Annotated in this window: 15 protein-coding genes and 1 pseudogene; 13 read left to right on the top strand and 3 right to left on the bottom strand. The window is 73.6% G+C overall.

What is annotated here, in order from left to right; genetic code table 11:
* Positions 1-253: 253 nt before the first annotated feature.
* The 12 genes and pseudogenes from glgX to MF408_RS05645 all read left to right on the top strand — a co-directional run.
* Positions 254-1,858, top strand: a pseudogene (glgX, locus tag MF408_RS05700) (glycogen debranching protein GlgX); the annotation flags it as partial.
* Positions 1,858-3,045: an alpha-amylase family glycosyl hydrolase gene (locus MF408_RS05695; protein ID WP_240250607.1), complete on the top strand. Its 1,188-nt coding sequence runs from the start codon at positions 1,858-1,860 to the stop codon at positions 3,043-3,045. The pseudogene glgX and the gene MF408_RS05695, both read left to right, overlap by 1 nt.
* A 25-nt stretch (positions 3,046-3,070) precedes the next feature.
* On the top strand, positions 3,071-4,852 hold the full coding sequence (locus MF408_RS05690; RefSeq protein WP_240250606.1) for an alpha-amylase family glycosyl hydrolase: 1,782 nt from the start codon (positions 3,071-3,073) through the stop codon (positions 4,850-4,852).
* Complete coding sequence (locus tag MF408_RS05685) at positions 4,849-5,940, top strand: DUF3459 domain-containing protein (RefSeq protein WP_240250605.1); 1,092 nt, start codon at positions 4,849-4,851, stop codon at positions 5,938-5,940. Before MF408_RS05690 ends, MF408_RS05685 begins: the two co-directional genes overlap by 4 nt.
* A 25-nt stretch (positions 5,941-5,965) precedes the next feature.
* Positions 5,966-6,331: a DoxX family membrane protein gene (locus MF408_RS05680; RefSeq protein WP_275693439.1), complete on the top strand. Its 366-nt coding sequence runs from the start codon at positions 5,966-5,968 to the stop codon at positions 6,329-6,331.
* Positions 6,328-6,786: an alternative ribosome rescue aminoacyl-tRNA hydrolase ArfB gene (gene arfB, locus MF408_RS05675; RefSeq protein WP_240250604.1), complete on the top strand. Its 459-nt coding sequence runs from the start codon at positions 6,328-6,330 to the stop codon at positions 6,784-6,786. Before MF408_RS05680 ends, arfB begins: the two co-directional genes overlap by 4 nt.
* 147 nt (positions 6,787-6,933) lie before the next feature.
* Positions 6,934-7,239: a hypothetical protein gene (locus MF408_RS05670; protein WP_240250603.1), complete on the top strand. Its 306-nt coding sequence runs from the start codon at positions 6,934-6,936 to the stop codon at positions 7,237-7,239.
* A gap of 190 nt (positions 7,240-7,429) precedes the next feature.
* Positions 7,430-8,380 (top strand): cupin domain-containing protein, encoded by a 951-nt coding sequence (locus MF408_RS05665; RefSeq protein WP_240250602.1) that lies wholly within the window; start codon positions 7,430-7,432, stop codon positions 8,378-8,380.
* A 24-nt stretch (positions 8,381-8,404) separates the two neighbouring features.
* A complete protein-coding gene (locus MF408_RS05660) occupies positions 8,405-9,289 on the top strand; it encodes a sucrase ferredoxin (RefSeq protein WP_345893851.1) in 885 nt (294 codons plus the stop codon).
* A 230-nt stretch (positions 9,290-9,519) separates the two neighbouring features.
* A complete protein-coding gene (locus MF408_RS05655; protein WP_275693438.1) occupies positions 9,520-9,939 on the top strand; it encodes a Fur family transcriptional regulator in 420 nt (139 codons plus the stop codon).
* Between the two features lie 22 nt (positions 9,940-9,961).
* Positions 9,962-12,247, top strand: a complete 2,286-nt coding sequence (katG, locus tag MF408_RS05650; protein ID WP_240250599.1) for a catalase/peroxidase HPI — start codon at positions 9,962-9,964, stop codon at positions 12,245-12,247.
* Between the two features lie 324 nt (positions 12,248-12,571).
* Positions 12,572-13,552 carry a sigma-70 family RNA polymerase sigma factor gene (locus MF408_RS05645; protein WP_240250598.1) on the top strand — a complete coding sequence of 327 codons (981 nt, stop codon included), beginning with the start codon at positions 12,572-12,574 and terminating at the stop codon, positions 13,550-13,552.
* A gap of 36 nt (positions 13,553-13,588) precedes the next feature.
* Here the strand turns inward: MF408_RS05645 and MF408_RS05640 are convergent, their stop codons facing one another.
* Entirely contained in the window at positions 13,589-13,825 is a 237-nt protein-coding gene (locus MF408_RS05640) for a CDGSH iron-sulfur domain-containing protein (RefSeq protein WP_240250597.1), read from the bottom strand.
* On the bottom strand, positions 13,822-14,784 hold the full coding sequence (locus tag MF408_RS05635; protein WP_240250596.1) for an iron-containing redox enzyme family protein: 963 nt from the start codon (positions 14,782-14,784) through the stop codon (positions 13,822-13,824). The genes MF408_RS05640 and MF408_RS05635 overlap by 4 nt, the downstream gene beginning before the upstream one ends.
* A gap of 186 nt (positions 14,785-14,970) precedes the next feature.
* Here MF408_RS05635 and MF408_RS05630 point away from each other — a divergent pair, with 186 nt between their 5' ends.
* Positions 14,971-15,660, top strand: coding sequence for a PAS and ANTAR domain-containing protein (locus tag MF408_RS05630; protein ID WP_240250595.1), 690 nt, complete (start codon positions 14,971-14,973; stop codon positions 15,658-15,660).
* 252 nt (positions 15,661-15,912) lie between these two features.
* On the opposite strand, the gene MF408_RS05625 is transcribed toward MF408_RS05630, so the two are convergent.
* Positions 15,913-17,208 (bottom strand): hypothetical protein, encoded by a 1,296-nt coding sequence (locus MF408_RS05625; protein ID WP_240250594.1) that lies wholly within the window; start codon positions 17,206-17,208, stop codon positions 15,913-15,915.
* Between the last annotated feature and the right edge of the window lie 14 nt (positions 17,209-17,222).

Here is a 17,222-nt window from a genome sequence, read left to right as displayed (position 1 = left end):
GACATCGACTGGGGTCCGTCGCTGTTCGGCTACCAGTTCGACGACCCCGACGCCCGCAACGACGAGGACTCCCTGCAGCAGATGATGCTCGGGGTCGTCGTCAACCCGTACTTCGACTGGGAGGGCGACCGCCCCCCGCGGACGCCGTACGCCGAGACGCTGGTCTACGAGGCCCACGTCAAGGGGACGACCGCGACCCACCCCCGACGTCCCGGACAACCTCCGGGGGACCTACGCCGGCCTCGCCCACCGCTCCGTCGTCGAGCACCTCCAGGGCCTCGGCGTCACCGCGATCGAGCTGATGCCGGTGCACCAGTTCGTGCACGACGACGTGCTGGTCCAGCGGGGGCTGCGCAACTACTGGGGCTACAACACGATCGGGTTCCTCGCCCCGCACGCCGGCTACTCGGCGTCCGGTGCTGCCCCGGGGCAGCAGGTGCAGGAGTTCAAGGCGATGGTGAAGACGTTCCACGACGCGGGGATCGAGGTCATCCTCGACGTCGTCTACAACCACACCGCGGAGGGCAACCACCTCGGCCCCACGCTCAGCTTCAAGGGCATCGACAACCCGGCGTACTACCGGCTGGTCGAGGACGACCCGCAGTACTACATGGACTACACCGGCACCGGGAACTCGCTCAACGTCGGCCACCCCCACTCGCTGCAGCTGATCATGGACTCGCTGCGCTACTGGGTCACCGAGATGCACGTCGACGGCTTCCGCTTCGACCTGGCCTCGGCGCTCGCGCGGGAGTTCTACGACGTCGACCGGCTGGCCACGTTCTTCGAGCTCGTGCAGCAGGACCCCGTCGTCAGCCAGGTGAAGCTGATCGCGGAGCCGTGGGACGTGGGCCCCGGCGGCTACCAGGTCGGCAACTTCCCACCGCAGTGGACGGAGTGGAACGGCGCCTACCGCGACACCGTCCGCGACTTCTGGCGCGGCGAGCCCAACCTCGGGGAGTTCGCCAGCCGGATCGCCGGGTCGGCCGACCTCTACGAGCACTCCGGCCGGCGGCCGGTGGCGAGCATCAACTTCGTCACCGCCCACGACGGGTTCACGCTCCGCGACCTGGTCTCCTACGAGCAGAAGCACAACGAGGCCAACGGCGAGGACGGCCGTGACGGCGCCGACGACAACCGGTCGTGGAACCACGGCGTCGAGGGACCGACCGACCGGACGGAGATCAACGAGGCGCGGGCGCGGGACCAGCGCAACCTGCTCGCGACGCTGCTGCTCAGCCAGGGCGTGCCGATGCTCCTGCACGGCGACGAGATCGGCCGGACACAGGAGGGCAACAACAACACCTACGCCCAGGACTCGCCGCTGAGCTGGATCGACTGGGAGCACGTCGACCGCCCGCTGTGCGAGTTCGTCACCGAGGTCAGCCGGCTGCGCCGCGAGCACCCGTCGCTGCGCCGCCAGCGGTTCTTCACCGGCACGTCGGTGCGCACCGAGGAGGGCGGCCGGCTCAACGACATCGTGTGGCTGCACCCGGAGGGCCGGCCGATGGAGGAGGGGGACTGGAACGGCGGCCTGCGCACGCTCGGCATGTACCTCAACGGCGACGGCATCGCCGGCCGCGACCCGCAGGGCCAGCCGATCCGCGACGACCACTTCCTGCTGTACTTCAACGGCGGCGACGACGTCGAGGCGACGCTCCCCGACGACGAGTACGCCGCCGGGTGGCAGGTCGTCGTCGACACCACCGGGAGTCTCGACCACGACGCGCAGCTGACGGCCGGGAGCGTCCTCGGCCTGCCCTACCGCAGCGTCGTGGTGCTCCAGCAGTGGCGGGGGCCCGAGCCCGACCCGGACTCCGGGCCCGCGGCGTCGGTCGCCTCGATGGCGGGCGAGTGATGCCCGGCAAGCACCGCGCGCACCGCGAGCCGAGCAGCACCTACCGGCTGCAGGTCACCGAGCGGTTCGACCTCGACGCCGCCCGGGAGGTGCTGCCCTACCTCGACGACCTCGGGGTGGGGTGGGTCTACCTCTCGCCGCTCCTCGAGGCGCACCCCGGCAGCGACCACGGCTACGACGTCGTCGACCCGAGCCGGGTGGACCCGGCTCGCGGTGGGCCGGAGGCGCTGGCGCGGCTGTCGGAGGAGGCGCACCGGCGCGGCATCGGCGTCGTCGTGGACGTCGTGCCCAACCACGTCGGCATCGAGAGCCCGGCCACCAACGGCTGGTGGTGGGACCTGCTGCGGCACGGACGGGGCTCCCGGTTCGCCTCGTTCTTCGACGTCGACTGGGAGGCGGGGGAGGGCCGGGTGCTGGTGCCCGTCGTCGGCGACGACGACCTCGGCGACGACGGCCGGATCGGCAACCTCCGGCTGGTCGACGGGCAGCTCGGCTACCACGACCACCGGTTCCCCGTGGCGCCCGGAACGGCCGACGGCACCGACGACCCGCAGGTCGTGCACGGGCGGCAGCACTACCGCCTCGTCGGCTGGCGGACCGCCGACCACGACCTCAACTACCGGCGGTTCTTCTCGGTCAACACGCTCGCGGGCGTGCGGGTGGAGGACCGGGACGTCTTCGAGGCCACGCACGTCGAGATCGGCCGCTGGTTTCGCGAGGGGCTGGTCGACGGGCTGCGGATCGACCACCCCGACGGACTGCGCCACCCCGCGGCGTATCTCGACGACCTGGCGGGCCTCACCGACTCCGCCTGGGTGGTGGTCGAGAAGATCCTCGAGCCCGGCGAGCGGCTGCCCGACCGGTGGCGCACGGCAGGGACCACCGGCTACGACGTGCTCGCGCTGGTCGACCGGGTGCTGGTCGACCCGGCGGGCGAGCAGCCGCTCGGCGACCTCGACGACCGCCTGCGCGGCGGGGTGCCCCCGTGGCCCGACCTGGTGCGCGCGAACAAGCGGGAGGTCGCGGAGACGATCCTGAACGCCGAGGTGCGCCGGATCGCGCGCGAGCTCGCCCGTGAGCTCGGGGTCGCCGCGGACGAGGAGTGGCGGGGCCCGGTCGAGGCGGTGCTGGTCGAGCTGCTCGCCGCGTTCCCGGTCTACCGCAGCTATCTCCCCCGACGGTCGTGAGCACCTCGACCTCGCCGCCGACACCGTGCGCAGGGAGCGGCCCGACCTGGTGCGGGCGCTCGACGTGGTCCTCCCGCTGCTGGCCGACCGGGTGCGCCTCCCGTCGTTGCGCTTCCAGCAGACCAGCGGGATGGTGATGGCCAAGGGCGTGGAGGACCGGGCGTTCTACCGGTGGAGCCGGCTGACGTCGCTCAACGAGGTGGGCGCCGACCCCGACCACTTCGCCGTCGACCCGGCCGGATTCCACGAGGCGATGCAGGAGCGTCAGCGCACGTCCCCGACGGCGATGACCACGCTCAGCACCCACGACACCAAGCGCGGCGAGGACGTCCGCGCCCGGCTGGCCGTGCTCGCCGAGGACCCGGCGTGGTGGGCGGAGACCCTCGACGCCCTGATCGCCGCCGCGCCGGCCCCCGACCCCGGCTTCGCCAACCTGCTCTGGCAGGCGGCGCTGGGGTCGTGGCCGATCTCGCGGGAGCGGCTGCACGCCTACGCCGAGAAGGCCATGCGGGAGGCGGGCGACCGGACGACGTGGACCGAGCCCGACCATGACCACGAGCGGGCGGTGCACGCCTCGGTCGACGCGGCCTACGACGACCCGGCGGTGCGGGCGCTGCTCGACGGCGCCGCGGAGCGCGTCGCCCGACCGGGCTGGAGCAACGCCCTGGCGGCGAAGCTGCTGAGCCTCACCGTCCCCCGGCGTCCCCGACGTCTACCAGGGCAGCGAGCTGTGGGAGCAGAGCCTGGTCGACCCCGACAACCGGCGACCGGTGGACTACGGGCTGCGCCGCGAGCTCCTGGCCGCCGGCACCGTCGCGGCCCCGCCCGGCGGTCCCGCCGACGACGGCCAGGCCAAGCTCCACGTCGTGCGCACGGCATTGCGGCTGCGCCGCGAGCACCCCGGGCGCTTCGACGACTACCGGCCGGTCGGCGCCACGGGCAGCGCCGCGGGTCACGTGCTGGCGTTCGACCGCGGCGGCGCCGTCACGGTCGTCACCCGGCTGCCGCTCGGCCTCGAGCGCGGCGGCGGGTGGGGCGACACCCGCCTGGAGCTGCCGCCCGGCCGCTGGCGCGACCTGCTGACCGACCGCCCCGCGGCCGAGCGGCTCGCCGACCTGCTCGACGTACTGCCCGTCGCGCTGCTGGTGGAGGAGGAGGGGTGAGCCCGGTGACGTTCGAGGTGTGGGCGCCGCGGCCCGGCCGGGTGCGGCTCAGCCTGGGCGAGGAGGTGCTGCCGATGACCCGCGCCGACGACGGCTGGTGGGTGCCCGAGCGCGACCCGGGGCCGGTGCCCGACGGCACCCGATACGGCTACCTGCTCGACGACGACCCGACGGCGCTGCCCGACCCCCGGTCCCGGCGGCAGCCCGACGGGGTGCACGAGCGGTCCGCGACGTTCGACGCCGCCGCGTTCGGCTGGACCGACCAGGACTGGACCGGCCGCCAGCTCGCGGGCTCGATCGTCTACGAGCTCCACGTGGGGACCTTCAGCCCGGCCGGCACCCTCGACGCCGTGACCGAGCGGCTCGACCACCTGGCCTCGCTCGGCGTGGGGTTCGTCGAGCTGATGCCGGTGAACGCGTTCAACGGCGTCCACGGCTGGGGCTACGACGGCGTGCTGTGGTCGGCGGTCCACGAGCCGTACGGCGGCCCGGCGGCGTACCAGCGGCTCGTCGACGCCTGTCACCGCGCCGGGATCGGCGTCGTCCAGGACGTCGTCTACAACCACCTCGGCCCGTCGGGCAACTACCTCCCCGGTTCGGCCCGTACCTCAAGGAGGGCCGCAACACCTGGGGCGACCTGGTGAACCTCGACGCCGAGGGCTCGGCGGAGGTGCGGCGGCTGATCCTCGACAACGCGCTGCTGTGGCTGCGGGACTTCCACGTCGACGGGCTGCGGCTCGACGCGGTGCACGCCCTCGTCGACTCCTCCGACACCCACCTGCTCGAGGAGCTGGCGGTCGAGGTCGACGCCCTGTCCGCGCACCTCAACCGGCCGCTGACCCTGATCGCCGAGTCGGACCTCAATGACACCCGGATGGTGACGCCGCGCGAGGGCGGCGGCTACGGCATCCACGCCCAGTGGAGCGACGACTTCCACCACGCGGTGCACGTCGCGACCACCGGCGAGACCCACGGCTACTACGCCGACTTCGCCCCGCTTGGTGCGCTGGCGAAGGTCCTCGACCGCGGCTTCTTCCACGACGGCACCCACTCCAGCTTCCGCGACCGGCCGCACGGCCGCCCGGTCGACACCGAGCGCATGCCCGCCTGGCGGCTGGTCGTGTGCGCGCAGAACCACGACCAGGTCGGAAACCGGGCCCGGGGCGACCGGACGGCCGAGCACCTCGACCCCGAGCGGCTGCTCTGCGCCGCGCTCCTCACGCTCGGCTCGCCGTTCACGCCGATGCTGTTCCAGGGCGAGGAGTGGGCGGCGAGCACGCCGTTCGCGTTCTTCACCTCCCACCCCGAGCCCGAGCTCGGCACCGCCACCGCTGAGGGCCGGCTCGCCGAGTTCGAGCAGATGGGCTGGGACCCCGACGAGGTGCTCGACCCGCAGGACCCCGACACCTTCGCGCGCAGCGTCCTGCGCTGGGACGAGGTCGGGGACGGGCACCACGCCCGGGTGCTCACCGGCTACCGGCGGCTCGCCGCCCTGCGGCGCGAGCACCCCGAGCTCACCGACCCCCGGTTCGGCGACGCCACCGTCGACGACGACCGCCGCCGGCTGACCCTCGACCGCGGCCGGCTGGCGATCCACCTCAACCTCGGCGACGACCCCTGGGACGTGCCGGCGGCCGAGGTGCTGTTCAGCACGTCCGACTCGCTCCCCACCGGACCAGCGTCCGAGCCCGTGGCCGTGCCGACCGGCAACGGCGTCCTCGTCCGCCGCTGAGCCCGCACCCCACCGGAGGCACCCCCTGACCACGACCACCAGCCGAGTCGCCCGCGCCGCCCTCGGCGTCCCGTTCCTGTGGCTGGGCTACGAGGCGGCCGCCGAGCCCGGCGGCCGGGTCGCAGCAGCGGCCGACCTCGGGCTCCCGCGGGCGGAGGCGGCCGTCCGGTTCAACGGCGCTGCCATGGCGCTCGGCGGCGCCGCCCTGGTCACCGGCGTGCTGCCCAGGGCCGCGGCGTGGGGACTGGTCGCGAGCCTGGTCCCCACCACGGTCGCCGGCCACGCGTTCTGGAAGGACGACGACCCGGCCACCCGCAAGGCGAACCGGATCCAGTGCCTGAAGAACCTCGGCCTCGCCGGCGGCCTGCTCCTGGTGGCGAGCGAGTCATGAGCCGGCCGGGTCAGGACCTCCGGCTACCAGCGGGTCCGGGGCTCCCGTCGGGCACCACCATCCCGGCCGCCGAGCTGGTCGAGCGGTTCTCCCGCTCACCGGGCCCGGGCGGCCAGTCGGTGAACACCAGCGACAGTCGCGTCGAGCTGGTCTTCGCGCCGGCGTCGTCGACCGGCTTCACCGATGCGCAACGCACCCGCCTGGTCACGAACCTCGCCGGCCGGACGACGGGCGACGGGGCGGTGTCGGTGGTGGCCTCGGAGCACCGCTCCCAGCTCCGCAACCGGATCGCCGCCCGCGAGCGGCTGGTCGAGCTCCTGCAGGAGGCGTTGGCCCCGACCCCGCCGCCGCGCCGTCGAACCGGGCCCAGTCGAGCCGCCCGCCGTCGGCGGGTCGAGGGGAAGAAGCGGCGCGGACGCACGAAGGCGCTGCGGGGGCGGATCCAGGCCGACTGAGCGAGCGCGCCCGCCGCTACGACGAGCCCACCAGGCCCCAGGCCGACGAGTGGACGGCGTGGGGCTGGGTACCGAGGCGCCAGCGCCCTTGCCGCGCCATGGCCGCGGCAGGACACTTGCCAGCACGGCCACCCTTCAGGAGGAGACATGACGAGCACCCCCGACGAGCCGCTCAGCGACGACGAGATGACCACCACCTCCGCCGGTGGGACCGGAGGAGGCGCGGGCGGCGACGCCGACGGCACCGACGGCGACGCCACGGACACCGTCGACGGCGACGCCACGGACGGCGACGCGACCGATGGTGACGGCACCGACGGGGACGCGACCGATGGCGACGCGACCGACGGCGACGGCACCGACGGCGACGGCACCGACAGCGACGCCACGGACGGCGACGCGACCGACGGTGACGGCACCGACGGCGACGCGACCGACGGGGACGCATCCTGAGTGAGCGCCCTCGACCTGCTCAGCGGTGACGCCCAGACCTTCCTCGCGAAGGTCTGGGCGTCCCGCGTGCACCTCCACCGCACCGACCCCGAGCTGCTCGTCGGCCTGTTGTCGCTCGACGACGTCGACCAGCTCCCTCACCGGCAGCGCCATCCGCACCCCGTCGGTCCGGCTCGCCAAGGACGGCGCGGTGCTGCCGGAGTCGGCGTACACCCGGAGCGGCGCCAGCCTCGCCGGCAAGCCGCTCACCGGCCTCGTCGACGCCCGCAAGACGCTCGCGCTCTTCGACGAGGGCGCAACGGTCGTGCTGCAGGGCCTGCAGCGTTACTGGCCGCCGCTGACCCGGCTCGTCGCCGAGCTCGAGCTCGAGCTCGGCCACCCCTGCCAGGCGAACGCCTACCTGACGCCGCCGGGGTCGCAGGGGTTCGCCGTCCACGCCGACAGTCACGACGTCTTCGTCTTCCAGACCGCCGGCTTCAAGCAGTGGGAGGTCCACGGCAGCGACGGCGCCGAGGAGGTGCTGCTCGAGCCGGGCCTGTCGATGTACCTGCCCACCGGGACGCCGCACGCCGCCCGCGCGCAGCAGACCGTGTCGTTACACGTCACCGTCGGCATCAACCAGCTCACCTGGCGCGGCCTGGTCCGCCGCTCGGTCGAGCCGCTGCTCGCGGCGGTGGCCGACGAGCACCTGCCCGCCGGCTACCTCGACGACCCCGGCCAGCTCCGCGAGGGCCTGGCCGACCGGCTCGAGCAGCTCGCGGCCGACGTACGACGCCTCGACACCGGCGCCGCGGTGGAGACCGAGGTCCGTCGCTTCCTCACCACCCGGCCGGCGCGGCTCGCCGGCGGGCTCACCGACGTGCTGGGGCTGCGCGAGGAGCTCACCGACGGCACCCGGCTGCGCCGGCGCCCCGGCCACCCGTGCGTGCTGCTCGACCGCGGCGACCGGGTCGAGGTGCTGCTCGGCGACCGCTCGCTGACGGTCCCCCGCCCGGGTCCGGCCGGCGCTGGAGGAGGTGCGCGCGCGCACCGAGCTCACCCCGGCCGACCTCGCCGACCACCTCGATGCCGGCAGCCGGCTGGTGCTGTGCCGGAGGCTGGTCCGCGAGGGACTGCTCGAGATGGTGCGCTGACCCGTTGACCACCACGACCGAGCGCTTCAGCTGTGCCGCCGCGAGCCTGGGCCGCGACGAGCCGGTCGCCGGCACCGCCACGCACGTCCGCACGTGGCTGCTGCTGGAGCACTCGGGCCCGTGGGGCAACACGGCGCTGCTCGACGCCCGGCTGCCCGAGGGCCTCGGTGCCGAGCTGCGCCGCCGCGCCAAGGAGCACCGCGCGAAGGTGCTGCTCGTCCGCCGGGCGCGAGCGGCCCGCGACCCGGAGCGGCTCAACGTCTTCGCCGCGTACGCCGACCCGCGGGCGCCGCGGCTCGAGCACGGCACGGTGGCCGACCTCCGCGAGGTGCTCGACCTCGACCTCGGCGCCCTGCGGGCCGGGAGGCTCGACCGGCCTGCCGCCGTCGGAGGAGACCCTGCACTGCGTCTGCACCAACGGCCGGCACGACGCGTGCTGCGCGGAGTTCGGGCGGCCGGTCGCGATGGCGCTCGACGCAGCCCGGCCGGAGGAGACCTGGGAGGTCTCGCACATCGGCGGAGACCGGTTCGCCGGCAACCTGGTCGTGCTGCCGGAGGGCCTCTACTACGGCCGCCTCGACGTCGGTGCCGGGCTCGCCGTCGCCGACGCCCACGGCCGGCGCCGCCTGCTCCTCGACCACCTGCGCGGGCGGTCGTCGTACCCGATGCCGGTGCAGGCGGCGGAGATCCACCTGCTGCGTCACCTCGGCCTCGACGGCGTCGACGACCTCACCCTCGTCCGGCGCCGGGTCGACGGCGACGTCACCACCGCGACCTTCGCCGCCCCCCGACGGCGCCCACCACGCGGTGCGGGTGCGCACGACCAGCGACCCGTCGGTCGCGCACCGGCTCACCTGCAAGGCGCACCGGCCCAACCCGGCGCCGCGCCACGATGTGCTCGCGGTCGAGGCCGCTGACTGAGGCGGGGCTGCCGCACTCGGGTGCTGGTCGGCGGGAGTGGGTCGGTCGGGTCGGCGCCGGCTGACGTGACGGGCAAAACCTCCACTTGTCCGGCATTGCTTTGCCCGACATGTTGAGGTTTCCCCGGTCGGCCGGGGAAACCTCACCCCCGCGAACCGCTTCTCTTGACTCGTTCAAGAAAAGGCGGAAGACTGCGCACGTGTCCACCACCCGCGACTTCGAGCAGATGCTACGGGGCGCCGACCTCCGGGTGACCCGGCCGCGGCTCGCCGTCCTCGACGCCGTCCACTCCCACCCGCACGCCGACACCGACACCGTCATCGGCGCGGTCCGCGAACGACTCGGCGAGGTGTCGCACCAGGCCGTCTACGACGTGCTCCGCGCCCTCACCGACGCCGGGCTGGTGCGGCGGATCCAGCCGGCCAGCTCGGTCGCGCGCTACGAGGCCCGGGTCGGGGACAACCACCACCACGTCGTGTGCCGCTCCTGCGGAGCGATCGCCGACGTCGACTGCGCCATCGGGCACGCCCCGTGCCTGTCCGCCTCCGACGACCACGGCTTCTCGATCGACGAGGCCGAGGTCATCTACTGGGGCACCTGCCCCGCCTGCTCGTCCGCACGACCCCGCACCGCACAAGTCAACTAGTTCGCCTCCCGGAAGGAAGCAGATGACCGACAGCACGGACAACCCGACCCCCGAGAGCCCCCAGGGCGTGGACCGCAAGGCGGAGGCGGGGTGCCCGGTCATGCACGACGGCGTGACCGAGCACGGCAGCGAGAGCGAGAACCCCGCGATCGACTCGCCGCAGCCGAAGGCGCACGCTCCGCGCAGCAACAAGGACTGGTGGCCCAACCAGCTCGACCTCTCGGTCCTGCACACCCAGTCCCCGGCGACCAACCCGCTCGGCCAGGGCTACAGCTACCGCGAGGAGTTCGCCAAGCTCGACGTCGAGGCCCTCAAGCAGGACATCGTGGAGGTGCTCACCACCTCCCAGGACTGGTGGCCCGCCGACTTCGGCCACTACGGCGGCCTGATGATTCGGATGAGCTGGCACCAGGCCGGCACCTACCGGGTCCACGACGGCCGCGGCGGCGCCGGCGACGGCAACCAGCGGTTCGCGCCGCTCAACAGCTGGCCCGACAACGCCAACCTCGACAAGGCCCGCCGGCTCCTCTGGCCGGTGAAGAAGAAGTACGGCAACAAGGTCTCGTGGGCCGACCTGCTGGTGTTCGCCGGCAACGTCGCGCTCGAGTCGATGGGCTTCAAGACGTTCGGCTTCGCGTTCGGGCGCGAGGACATCTGGGAGCCGGAGGAGATCTACTGGGGCCCGGAGGACACCTGGCTGGGCGACGAGCGCTACAGCGGTGAGCGCGAGCTCTCCGAGCCGCTGGGCGCCGTCCAGATGGGCCTCATCTACGTCAACCCCGAGGGCCCCAACGGCAACCCCGACCCGCTGGCCTCGGCGCGCGACATCCGCGAGACCTTCGCGCGGATGGCGATGAACGACGAGGAGACGGTCGCGCTGATCGCCGGCGGTCACACCTTCGGCAAGACCCACGGCGCCGGCCCGGCCGAGCACGTCGGTCCCGAGCCGGAGGCCGCGCCGCTGGAGGAGCAGGGCCTCGGCTGGAAGAGCACCTACGGCAGCGGCAAGGCCGGCGACACGATCACGTCCGGGATCGAGGTCACCTGGACCTACCACCCCACCCGCTGGGACAACGAGTTCTTCCACATCCTCTTCGCCTACGACTGGGAGCTGATGAAGTCCCCGGCCGGCGCGTACCAGTGGCGGCCCAAGCACGGAGCCGGCAGCGACATGGTGCCCGACGCGCACGACCCGTCGAAGCGCCGGGAGCCGCGGATGCTGACCTCCGACATCGCCCTGCGGGTCGACCCGGAGTACGAGAAGATCTCGCGCCGGTTCCACGAGAACCCCGACCAGTTCGCCGACGCGTTCGCGCGGGCCTGGTACAAGCTGCTGCACCGCGACATGGGGCCGGTGGGCCCGCACATGCTCGGCCCGTGGGTGCCCGAGCCGCAGGTGTGGCAGGACCCGGTGCCGGAGGTCGACCACGAGCTGATCGACGAGCAGGACGTCGCCGACCTCAAGGCGAAGCTGCTCGACGCGGCATCGGTGTCCCAGCTGGTGTCGCTCGCGTGGGCGTCGGCCTCGACCTTCCGCAAGACCGACAAGCGCGGCGGCGCCAACGGCGCCCGGATCCGGCTCGAGCCGCAGCGCAGCTGGCCGATCAGCCAGGACCCCCAGGTCCAGGCGGCGCTGCAGGCGGTCGAGCAGCTCCAGCAGGAGTTCAACGCCGCTCAGACCGGCGACAAGCGGGTCTCGGTCGCCGACCTGATCGTCCTCGGCGGCTGCGCCGCGGTCGAGAAGGCCGCGCGCGACGCCGGCGTCGAGGTCACCGTTCCGTTCCGTCCGGGCCGCACCGACGCGACCCAGGAGCAGACCGACGTCAGCTCGTTCAAGTACCTCGAGCCGCGGGCCGACGGGTTCCGCAACTACCTGCGGCCGGGGGAGAAGGTGTCCGCCGAGACGCTCCTGCTCGACAAGGCCTACCTGCTCGACCTCTCCGCCCCGGAGATGACCGTGCTGGTGGGTGGCATGCGGGCGCTGGGCGCCAACGCCGGCGGCGCGGAGCACGGCGTGCTCACCGACCGGGCCGGCGTGCTGACCAACGACTTCTTCGTCAACCTGCTCTCGCCCGGCAAGGAGTGGAAGGCGTCGCAGTCGGAGGAGAACGTCTACGAGATCCGCGACCTGGCCTCCGGCGAGGTGGAGTGGACCGCGACGGCCGTCGACCTGGTCTTCGGGGCGAACTCCCAGCTGCGGGCCCTGGCCGAGGTCTACGGCAGCGACGACGCGGGCGAGAAGCTCGTCCGCGACTTCGTCGCCGCCTGGGTGAAGGTGATGGAGGCCGACCGGTTCGACCTCCGCTGACCCGCAGCTGACCCACCGAGGCACCACGGGGTTCACCCCCAGGCCGAGGACGGCCCGTCGCCACCCGGCGGCGGGCCGTTCCGGTCCCCGGGGGTCCCGGGACCGTCCCAGGACCCCGGGACCCTCGGAATGCGTATCAGTGCAGGTCAGCGCGGTTGCACGAACCTGAACATCGCCTCGACATGGTGTTTCGACCGCCCCCGGGCTATGGTCGGAGAACGAGAAGGTATGACGCTGGAGCCACCGGGTACCGGTCGGCCCAGACGCAATATCCGTGGCCCAGCCAACCGCCACGACCGCTCTCGACACCGGGAGTCTGATCAAGTGTCTTCTCTCGCCACCACGGCGTCCCCCACCACCCATCGCAAGTCCGAGATCGGCTCGGTCCCGTCGGTCCCCTCCGACGAGCGCAAGCGACGCACGGCCGAGCTCGTCGCCAAGGCCCACGTCTCCGAGGGCCTGGAGCGTCAGCGGATCCTCGACGAGGTCATCCTGCTGAACATCCCCGTCGCCCATTCCCTGGCGGCGCGCTACCGCAACCGCGGGCAACCGCTCGAGGAGCTCCAGCAGGTCGCCTGCCTGGCGCTCACCAAGGCGGTGCACGCCTTCCGCCCCGACCGCGGCGACGACCTGCTGGTCTACGCCGTCCCGAGCATCCTCGGTGAGCTCAAGCGGTACTTCCGCGACGCCACCTGGACCGTCCGGCCGCCGCGCCGGCTCCAGGAGCTCCGGCCCCGCCTCGCCGAGGCGGAGGAGCGGCTCACCCAGGACCTCGGCCGGCCGCCGCGGCCGTCGGAGCTCGCCAAGGAGGTCGACTGCAGCGAGGACGACGTCCTCGAGGCGCTCGACTGCAGCGACTGCGCGTCGCCCGACTCGCTGCACGAGACGCCGCCGGGCGAGTCCGGGTTCGCCTGGATCGACCGGCTGCCGGCCGAGGAGCTCGGCTTCGACCGCACCGAGGCCGTCGCCGTGCTCGCGCCGGCCTGCCGCCGGCTCAAGAGCAGGGACCGCAAGATCCTGCACCTGCGGTTCTACGAGCAGATGACCCAGCAGCAGATCGCCGACGAGCTCGGCGTGACCCAGGTGCAGGTGTCCCGCCTGCTCCAGCGGATCCTCGCGGACCTCCGCGGATCCATCACCGGCAGCCGCCGCCACACCCCCCGCCGCGAAGGCTGCCTAGGGAGGCGCGCGGGGGCGGTCGGCGCACCGCCCCCGGCGCCGTCATACGAAGCGGCCCGGACCTCTCCCCATCGAGGTCCGGGCCGCTTCGGCGTCTGGTGGCTGTCGCTGCGTCGCTGTCGCTGACGGGTGACTGCGCTCGTCAGGGCTCGTCAGGGCTCGTCAATTCTCGTCGGACCGCTCCGGGCGATCGGCCCGGTCGGCGCGATCGGTCCGGCGGGCCTTGTGTGAGTTGTCGCACCACGGCATCCGCTGCGAGCGGCGGCAGCGGCACAGCGCGACCACGGGTCGGCCGACCGGGTGCACCGTGCCGTCGTCGGCCACGACCTCGTCCGCCCCGCGCAGCAGCATCGGCCCGCCGGGGCACAGCTGCACGGTGACCCGTCCGTCGCCGGTCACGACGCCGCGCTCCGGAGGTCGCGCCAGCGGTCGAGGAGTACGTCGGCCGCGAGGCCGTCGACGGCGAGGCACGCGGCAGCGCCCAGCACGACGTCGGCGCCGAGCGCGGGCTCGTTCTCGACCAGGGCGCCGCAGATGTCGCGGATGGCGAGCTGCTCGTGGACCGCGTCGGCCTCGACGTGCTCGTCGTAGTAGTCCGCGACCTCCGGCGGGAGGCCGAGCCGGCGGGCGCCCTCGGCGATCGCCGCGCACGGCAGCGAGCTGGTCGCCTCGAACGCGGCGAGGTGCCCGAGGGCCGCGCCACGCAACCGGCGGTTGAGCGCGAAGAGGGACATCGTGTTGACCGAGGCGAGCGTGGTCGCCTCGGCCCGGTCGACGTGGGTGAGCAGGTCGGTCGGGATGCCGAGGCTCGTCAACGCCTTCGCGTAGAGACCGGCGTGGATCCGGTCGGGGCGGCCGGAGCCGTACTCGTCGTACTGCAGCTCGGCGAGCGCCACCTTGGCCGGTCCGTCGATCCGGGGCAGCACGAAGCTCTGCGGGTCGGACTCGTGGAGGTGGTAGACGGCGCGCTCGGCGAGGTACTCGCGGAACTGCGTCTTGGTCGCGTGCCGGCCGAGGAACGTCGCCAGCTCGCCGGCGCCGCAGCCGTTGGTCATCCGCGTGAGCGCGGTCGCGACCTCCTTGGCCGTGGTCGGCTCGTCGTCCACGGCGGCGAGCTCGCGGACCGCGGCCTCGAGCGCGGCCTCCATCGGGCGTCGCGCGGCGATGAGCAGCGGGTCCCACTCGAGGTCGGGGTCGATGCCGTCGAACCCGCGGTAGTGGAGCTCGTAGAGCATCCACAGCGCGAGCTGGAAGTCGCGGTCGGTCAGCGGGTCGGTCACCCGCCGCGCGTCGTCGGGTGAGGGCACCGGCCGGGGGCCGGTCGGCACGGTCAGCGCCCGGATGACGGCCTCGCTCACCGGGCCGCACGGCTCCGGGAGGGTCCCGGGTGTACCCGGGATATCGCTACCGTGAGAAGTTCGGGATAGTTTCTCGTGCAGGGTGTGGCGGCTGCTCATGTGGTGGGGGGCCTCCTCTGGTGCCGTCTGAATACCCGTGCGGCTGCGGCCGCATACGCGTGACCGGTTCGAGGTGAGGGAGGCCCCATGGGTGTCGAGGAGCAGGCTGGCGAGCGCCAGACCGGGCGGTTCACCTACGACGTCGCCGCCGCGCGCTGGACGTGGGACGACGACGTCTACGCCATCCACGGCTACGAGCCGGGCGAGGTCGAGCCCACGACCGACCTGTTCCTCCGCCACAAGCACGAGCACGACCGGCAGCGCGTCGAGCAGGCGTTCCTCGACGCAGCGGAGACCGGCGAGCCGTTCAACATCTACTACCGGATCCGTGCCCGGGGCGCGGAGCGACGCGTGGTCGTCGTCGGCGAGGGTGAGCGCGACGACTCCGGCCGGGTGACCCACCTGGTGGGCTACTACCTCGACCTCACCCCCGAGTTCACCGCCGCCGCGGACGAGGCGGTGGCCGCGTCGGCCGCGGCACGCGACACCATCGAGCAGGCCAAGGGCGTGCTGATGCTCGGCTACGGCCTCGACGCGGACGCCGCGTTCGCGATGCTCCGCTGGTGGTCGCGCAACCGCAACGTGAAGGTCCGGGACATCGCCGAGCGGCTGCTCACGGTCGCGCGGGAGGGCCACGTCAGCCACCCGGGCCTCCGACGGTTGCTGGACGCCCTCATCGACGACCTCACCGCGGAGCGTCGCGCCCGGGTGCCCGCGCCGCAGCGGCCCGTGGCCGCCCGGGCGCCGGCCGACCACTCCGGTGCCAACCAGGGCTGAGACCGACGCGGACGCAGGGTCCGGCGATCGAGTCCCCCCTGTCCGGGTGATCGGCCGACTGCCCGTGGGGTGCCGGCGCCTTGCGCCGGGTCAGGATGCGGTCAGAGCACGATGCCGATGAGGACGAACACCGCCAGCACCAGCACCAGGATCGACACGAACCCGATGATCATCACCGGGCGCTTGCTCGACCACTCCGCCATGGGGGGCTGCTCCTCTCAGTCGCCTTCCTCGGACGGCCTCGCCGGCCCGTCAGTCGCCGACCGGTCGTCCGCCACCGTGCCAGTACCCGGGCGTCCCGGCCGCATCCGGTGAGGTCCGTGTCACCCGCAGCGGCGGGTCGGGCAGGGTCGGCATCCGGCGCAGGTCGGGCTCGCCACCGGCCACCGGGCGCAGCCCGTGGCGGGCGATCTCGCGCAGGGTGACCTCCAGCAGCCGGACGGTCAGCGGCTCCCCGGGGCAGCGGTGGCCGGTCGCCGGGTCGCCGCCACCCTGCGGCACCAGCGCGTACGGCGAGGGCTCGCCGTCCGCGAACCGTCGCGGCTCGAAGGCGGAGGGGGGCGGGGGTCGCCGGGGCCGGGCGACCAGGTGCGCGGGTCGGTGTGGGTGCCGACGACGTCGAGCACGATCCGGTCGCCCGGGCGCAGCACCGCTCCGCCGACGGTCGCGGTGCGGCGGACCAGGCCGGTCAGTGCGGGGGGCGAACGGCTGCAGCCGCCGGCACTCGTGGACGTAGGGCCGGAGCAGCTCGTCGGACGTGACGGTCGCAGGCTCCGGCGACCGCAGCAACTGCGCCGTCGCGAGCGTCGCGGGCCAGGCGACGGCCACCGTCGGGCGCAGCACGTTGAGCAGCTCCACGGCCGCCGTGCGGTCGTCGAGGTCGGCACGGGCGGCGATCATCCCGAGCGGCCGGTCGCGTTGCACGATCGACGACCCCTCCCGCACCTCACGGACCAACCGCCGGGCCCAGCGGTTCGCCACGAGCCGCGACCGCCAGCCGCGGGCGTAGGCGACGCCGGCGAACCCGAAGCCGTCGACGATCTCCGCCAGCCGGTGGCTGACCCGGGCGGCCTCGACGTCGTCGAGCCGGATGCCCGCCCAGCTCAGCACGGCGCCGCCGTACACCTCGACCAGCTCGTCGAAGACCGGTGTGCCGTGCTTCCACGACGGCACCCGGTCCTGCAGCCGCGCCCGCACCGCGGCCACGAGCGGCTCGGTGCGCTCGGGGGTGAGCACCTCGAGGAACAGCCGCTTGCGCTCGCGGTGGGCCGCACCGTCGAGCCCGTGCACCGCGCCGCGGCCGAACAGCAGCCACGCGAGCGGCGGCGGAACGGCGCGCGTGCGCGCGACCACCGCCTCGTCGTAGAACAGCCGCGCGCCCTCCTCGCCGCGGACGACGACCGTGCGCCGGGCGAGCATCCGGGTCGCGAAGGCGTCGCGGCCGTCGTGTCGCCGCCGCTCCCGGTCGAGCGCCCGGTAGCCGTCGCGGAGCAGGCGCCAGGCCAGGTCGTCGCGGATCAGGCCGGTCTGGCCGGTCGGTCCGGGCATCGCAGGCTCCTCAC

The sequence above is a fragment of the Nocardioides sp. TF02-7 genome, from assembly GCF_022437945.1.
Taxonomy (GTDB): Bacteria; Actinomycetota; Actinomycetes; order Propionibacteriales; family Nocardioidaceae; genus Nocardioides.
The sequence above is the reverse complement of the archived record's forward strand: the minus strand, read 5'-3'. Positions and strand labels throughout refer to the sequence as shown.

Excerpts from the sequence above, each read along its gene's own strand:
- MF408_RS05655 (WP_275693438.1), top strand. The coding sequence starts at position 9,520 with ATGCTACGGGGCGCCGACCTCCGGGTGACCCGGCCGCGGCTCGCCGTC.
- MF408_RS05630 (WP_240250595.1), top strand. The coding sequence starts at position 14,971 with ATGGGTGTCGAGGAGCAGGCTGGCGAGCGCCAGACCGGGCGGTTCACC.
- MF408_RS05695 (WP_240250607.1), top strand. The coding sequence starts at position 1,858 with ATGCCCGGCAAGCACCGCGCGCACCGCGAGCCGAGCAGCACCTACCGG.
- katG (WP_240250599.1), top strand. The coding sequence starts at position 9,962 with ATGACCGACAGCACGGACAACCCGACCCCCGAGAGCCCCCAGGGCGTG.
- MF408_RS05670 (WP_240250603.1), top strand. The coding sequence starts at position 6,934 with ATGACGAGCACCCCCGACGAGCCGCTCAGCGACGACGAGATGACCACC.
- arfB (WP_240250604.1), top strand. The coding sequence starts at position 6,328 with ATGAGCCGGCCGGGTCAGGACCTCCGGCTACCAGCGGGTCCGGGGCTC.
- MF408_RS05625 (WP_240250594.1), bottom strand. The coding sequence starts at position 17,208 with ATGCCCGGACCGACCGGCCAGACCGGCCTGATCCGCGACGACCTGGCC.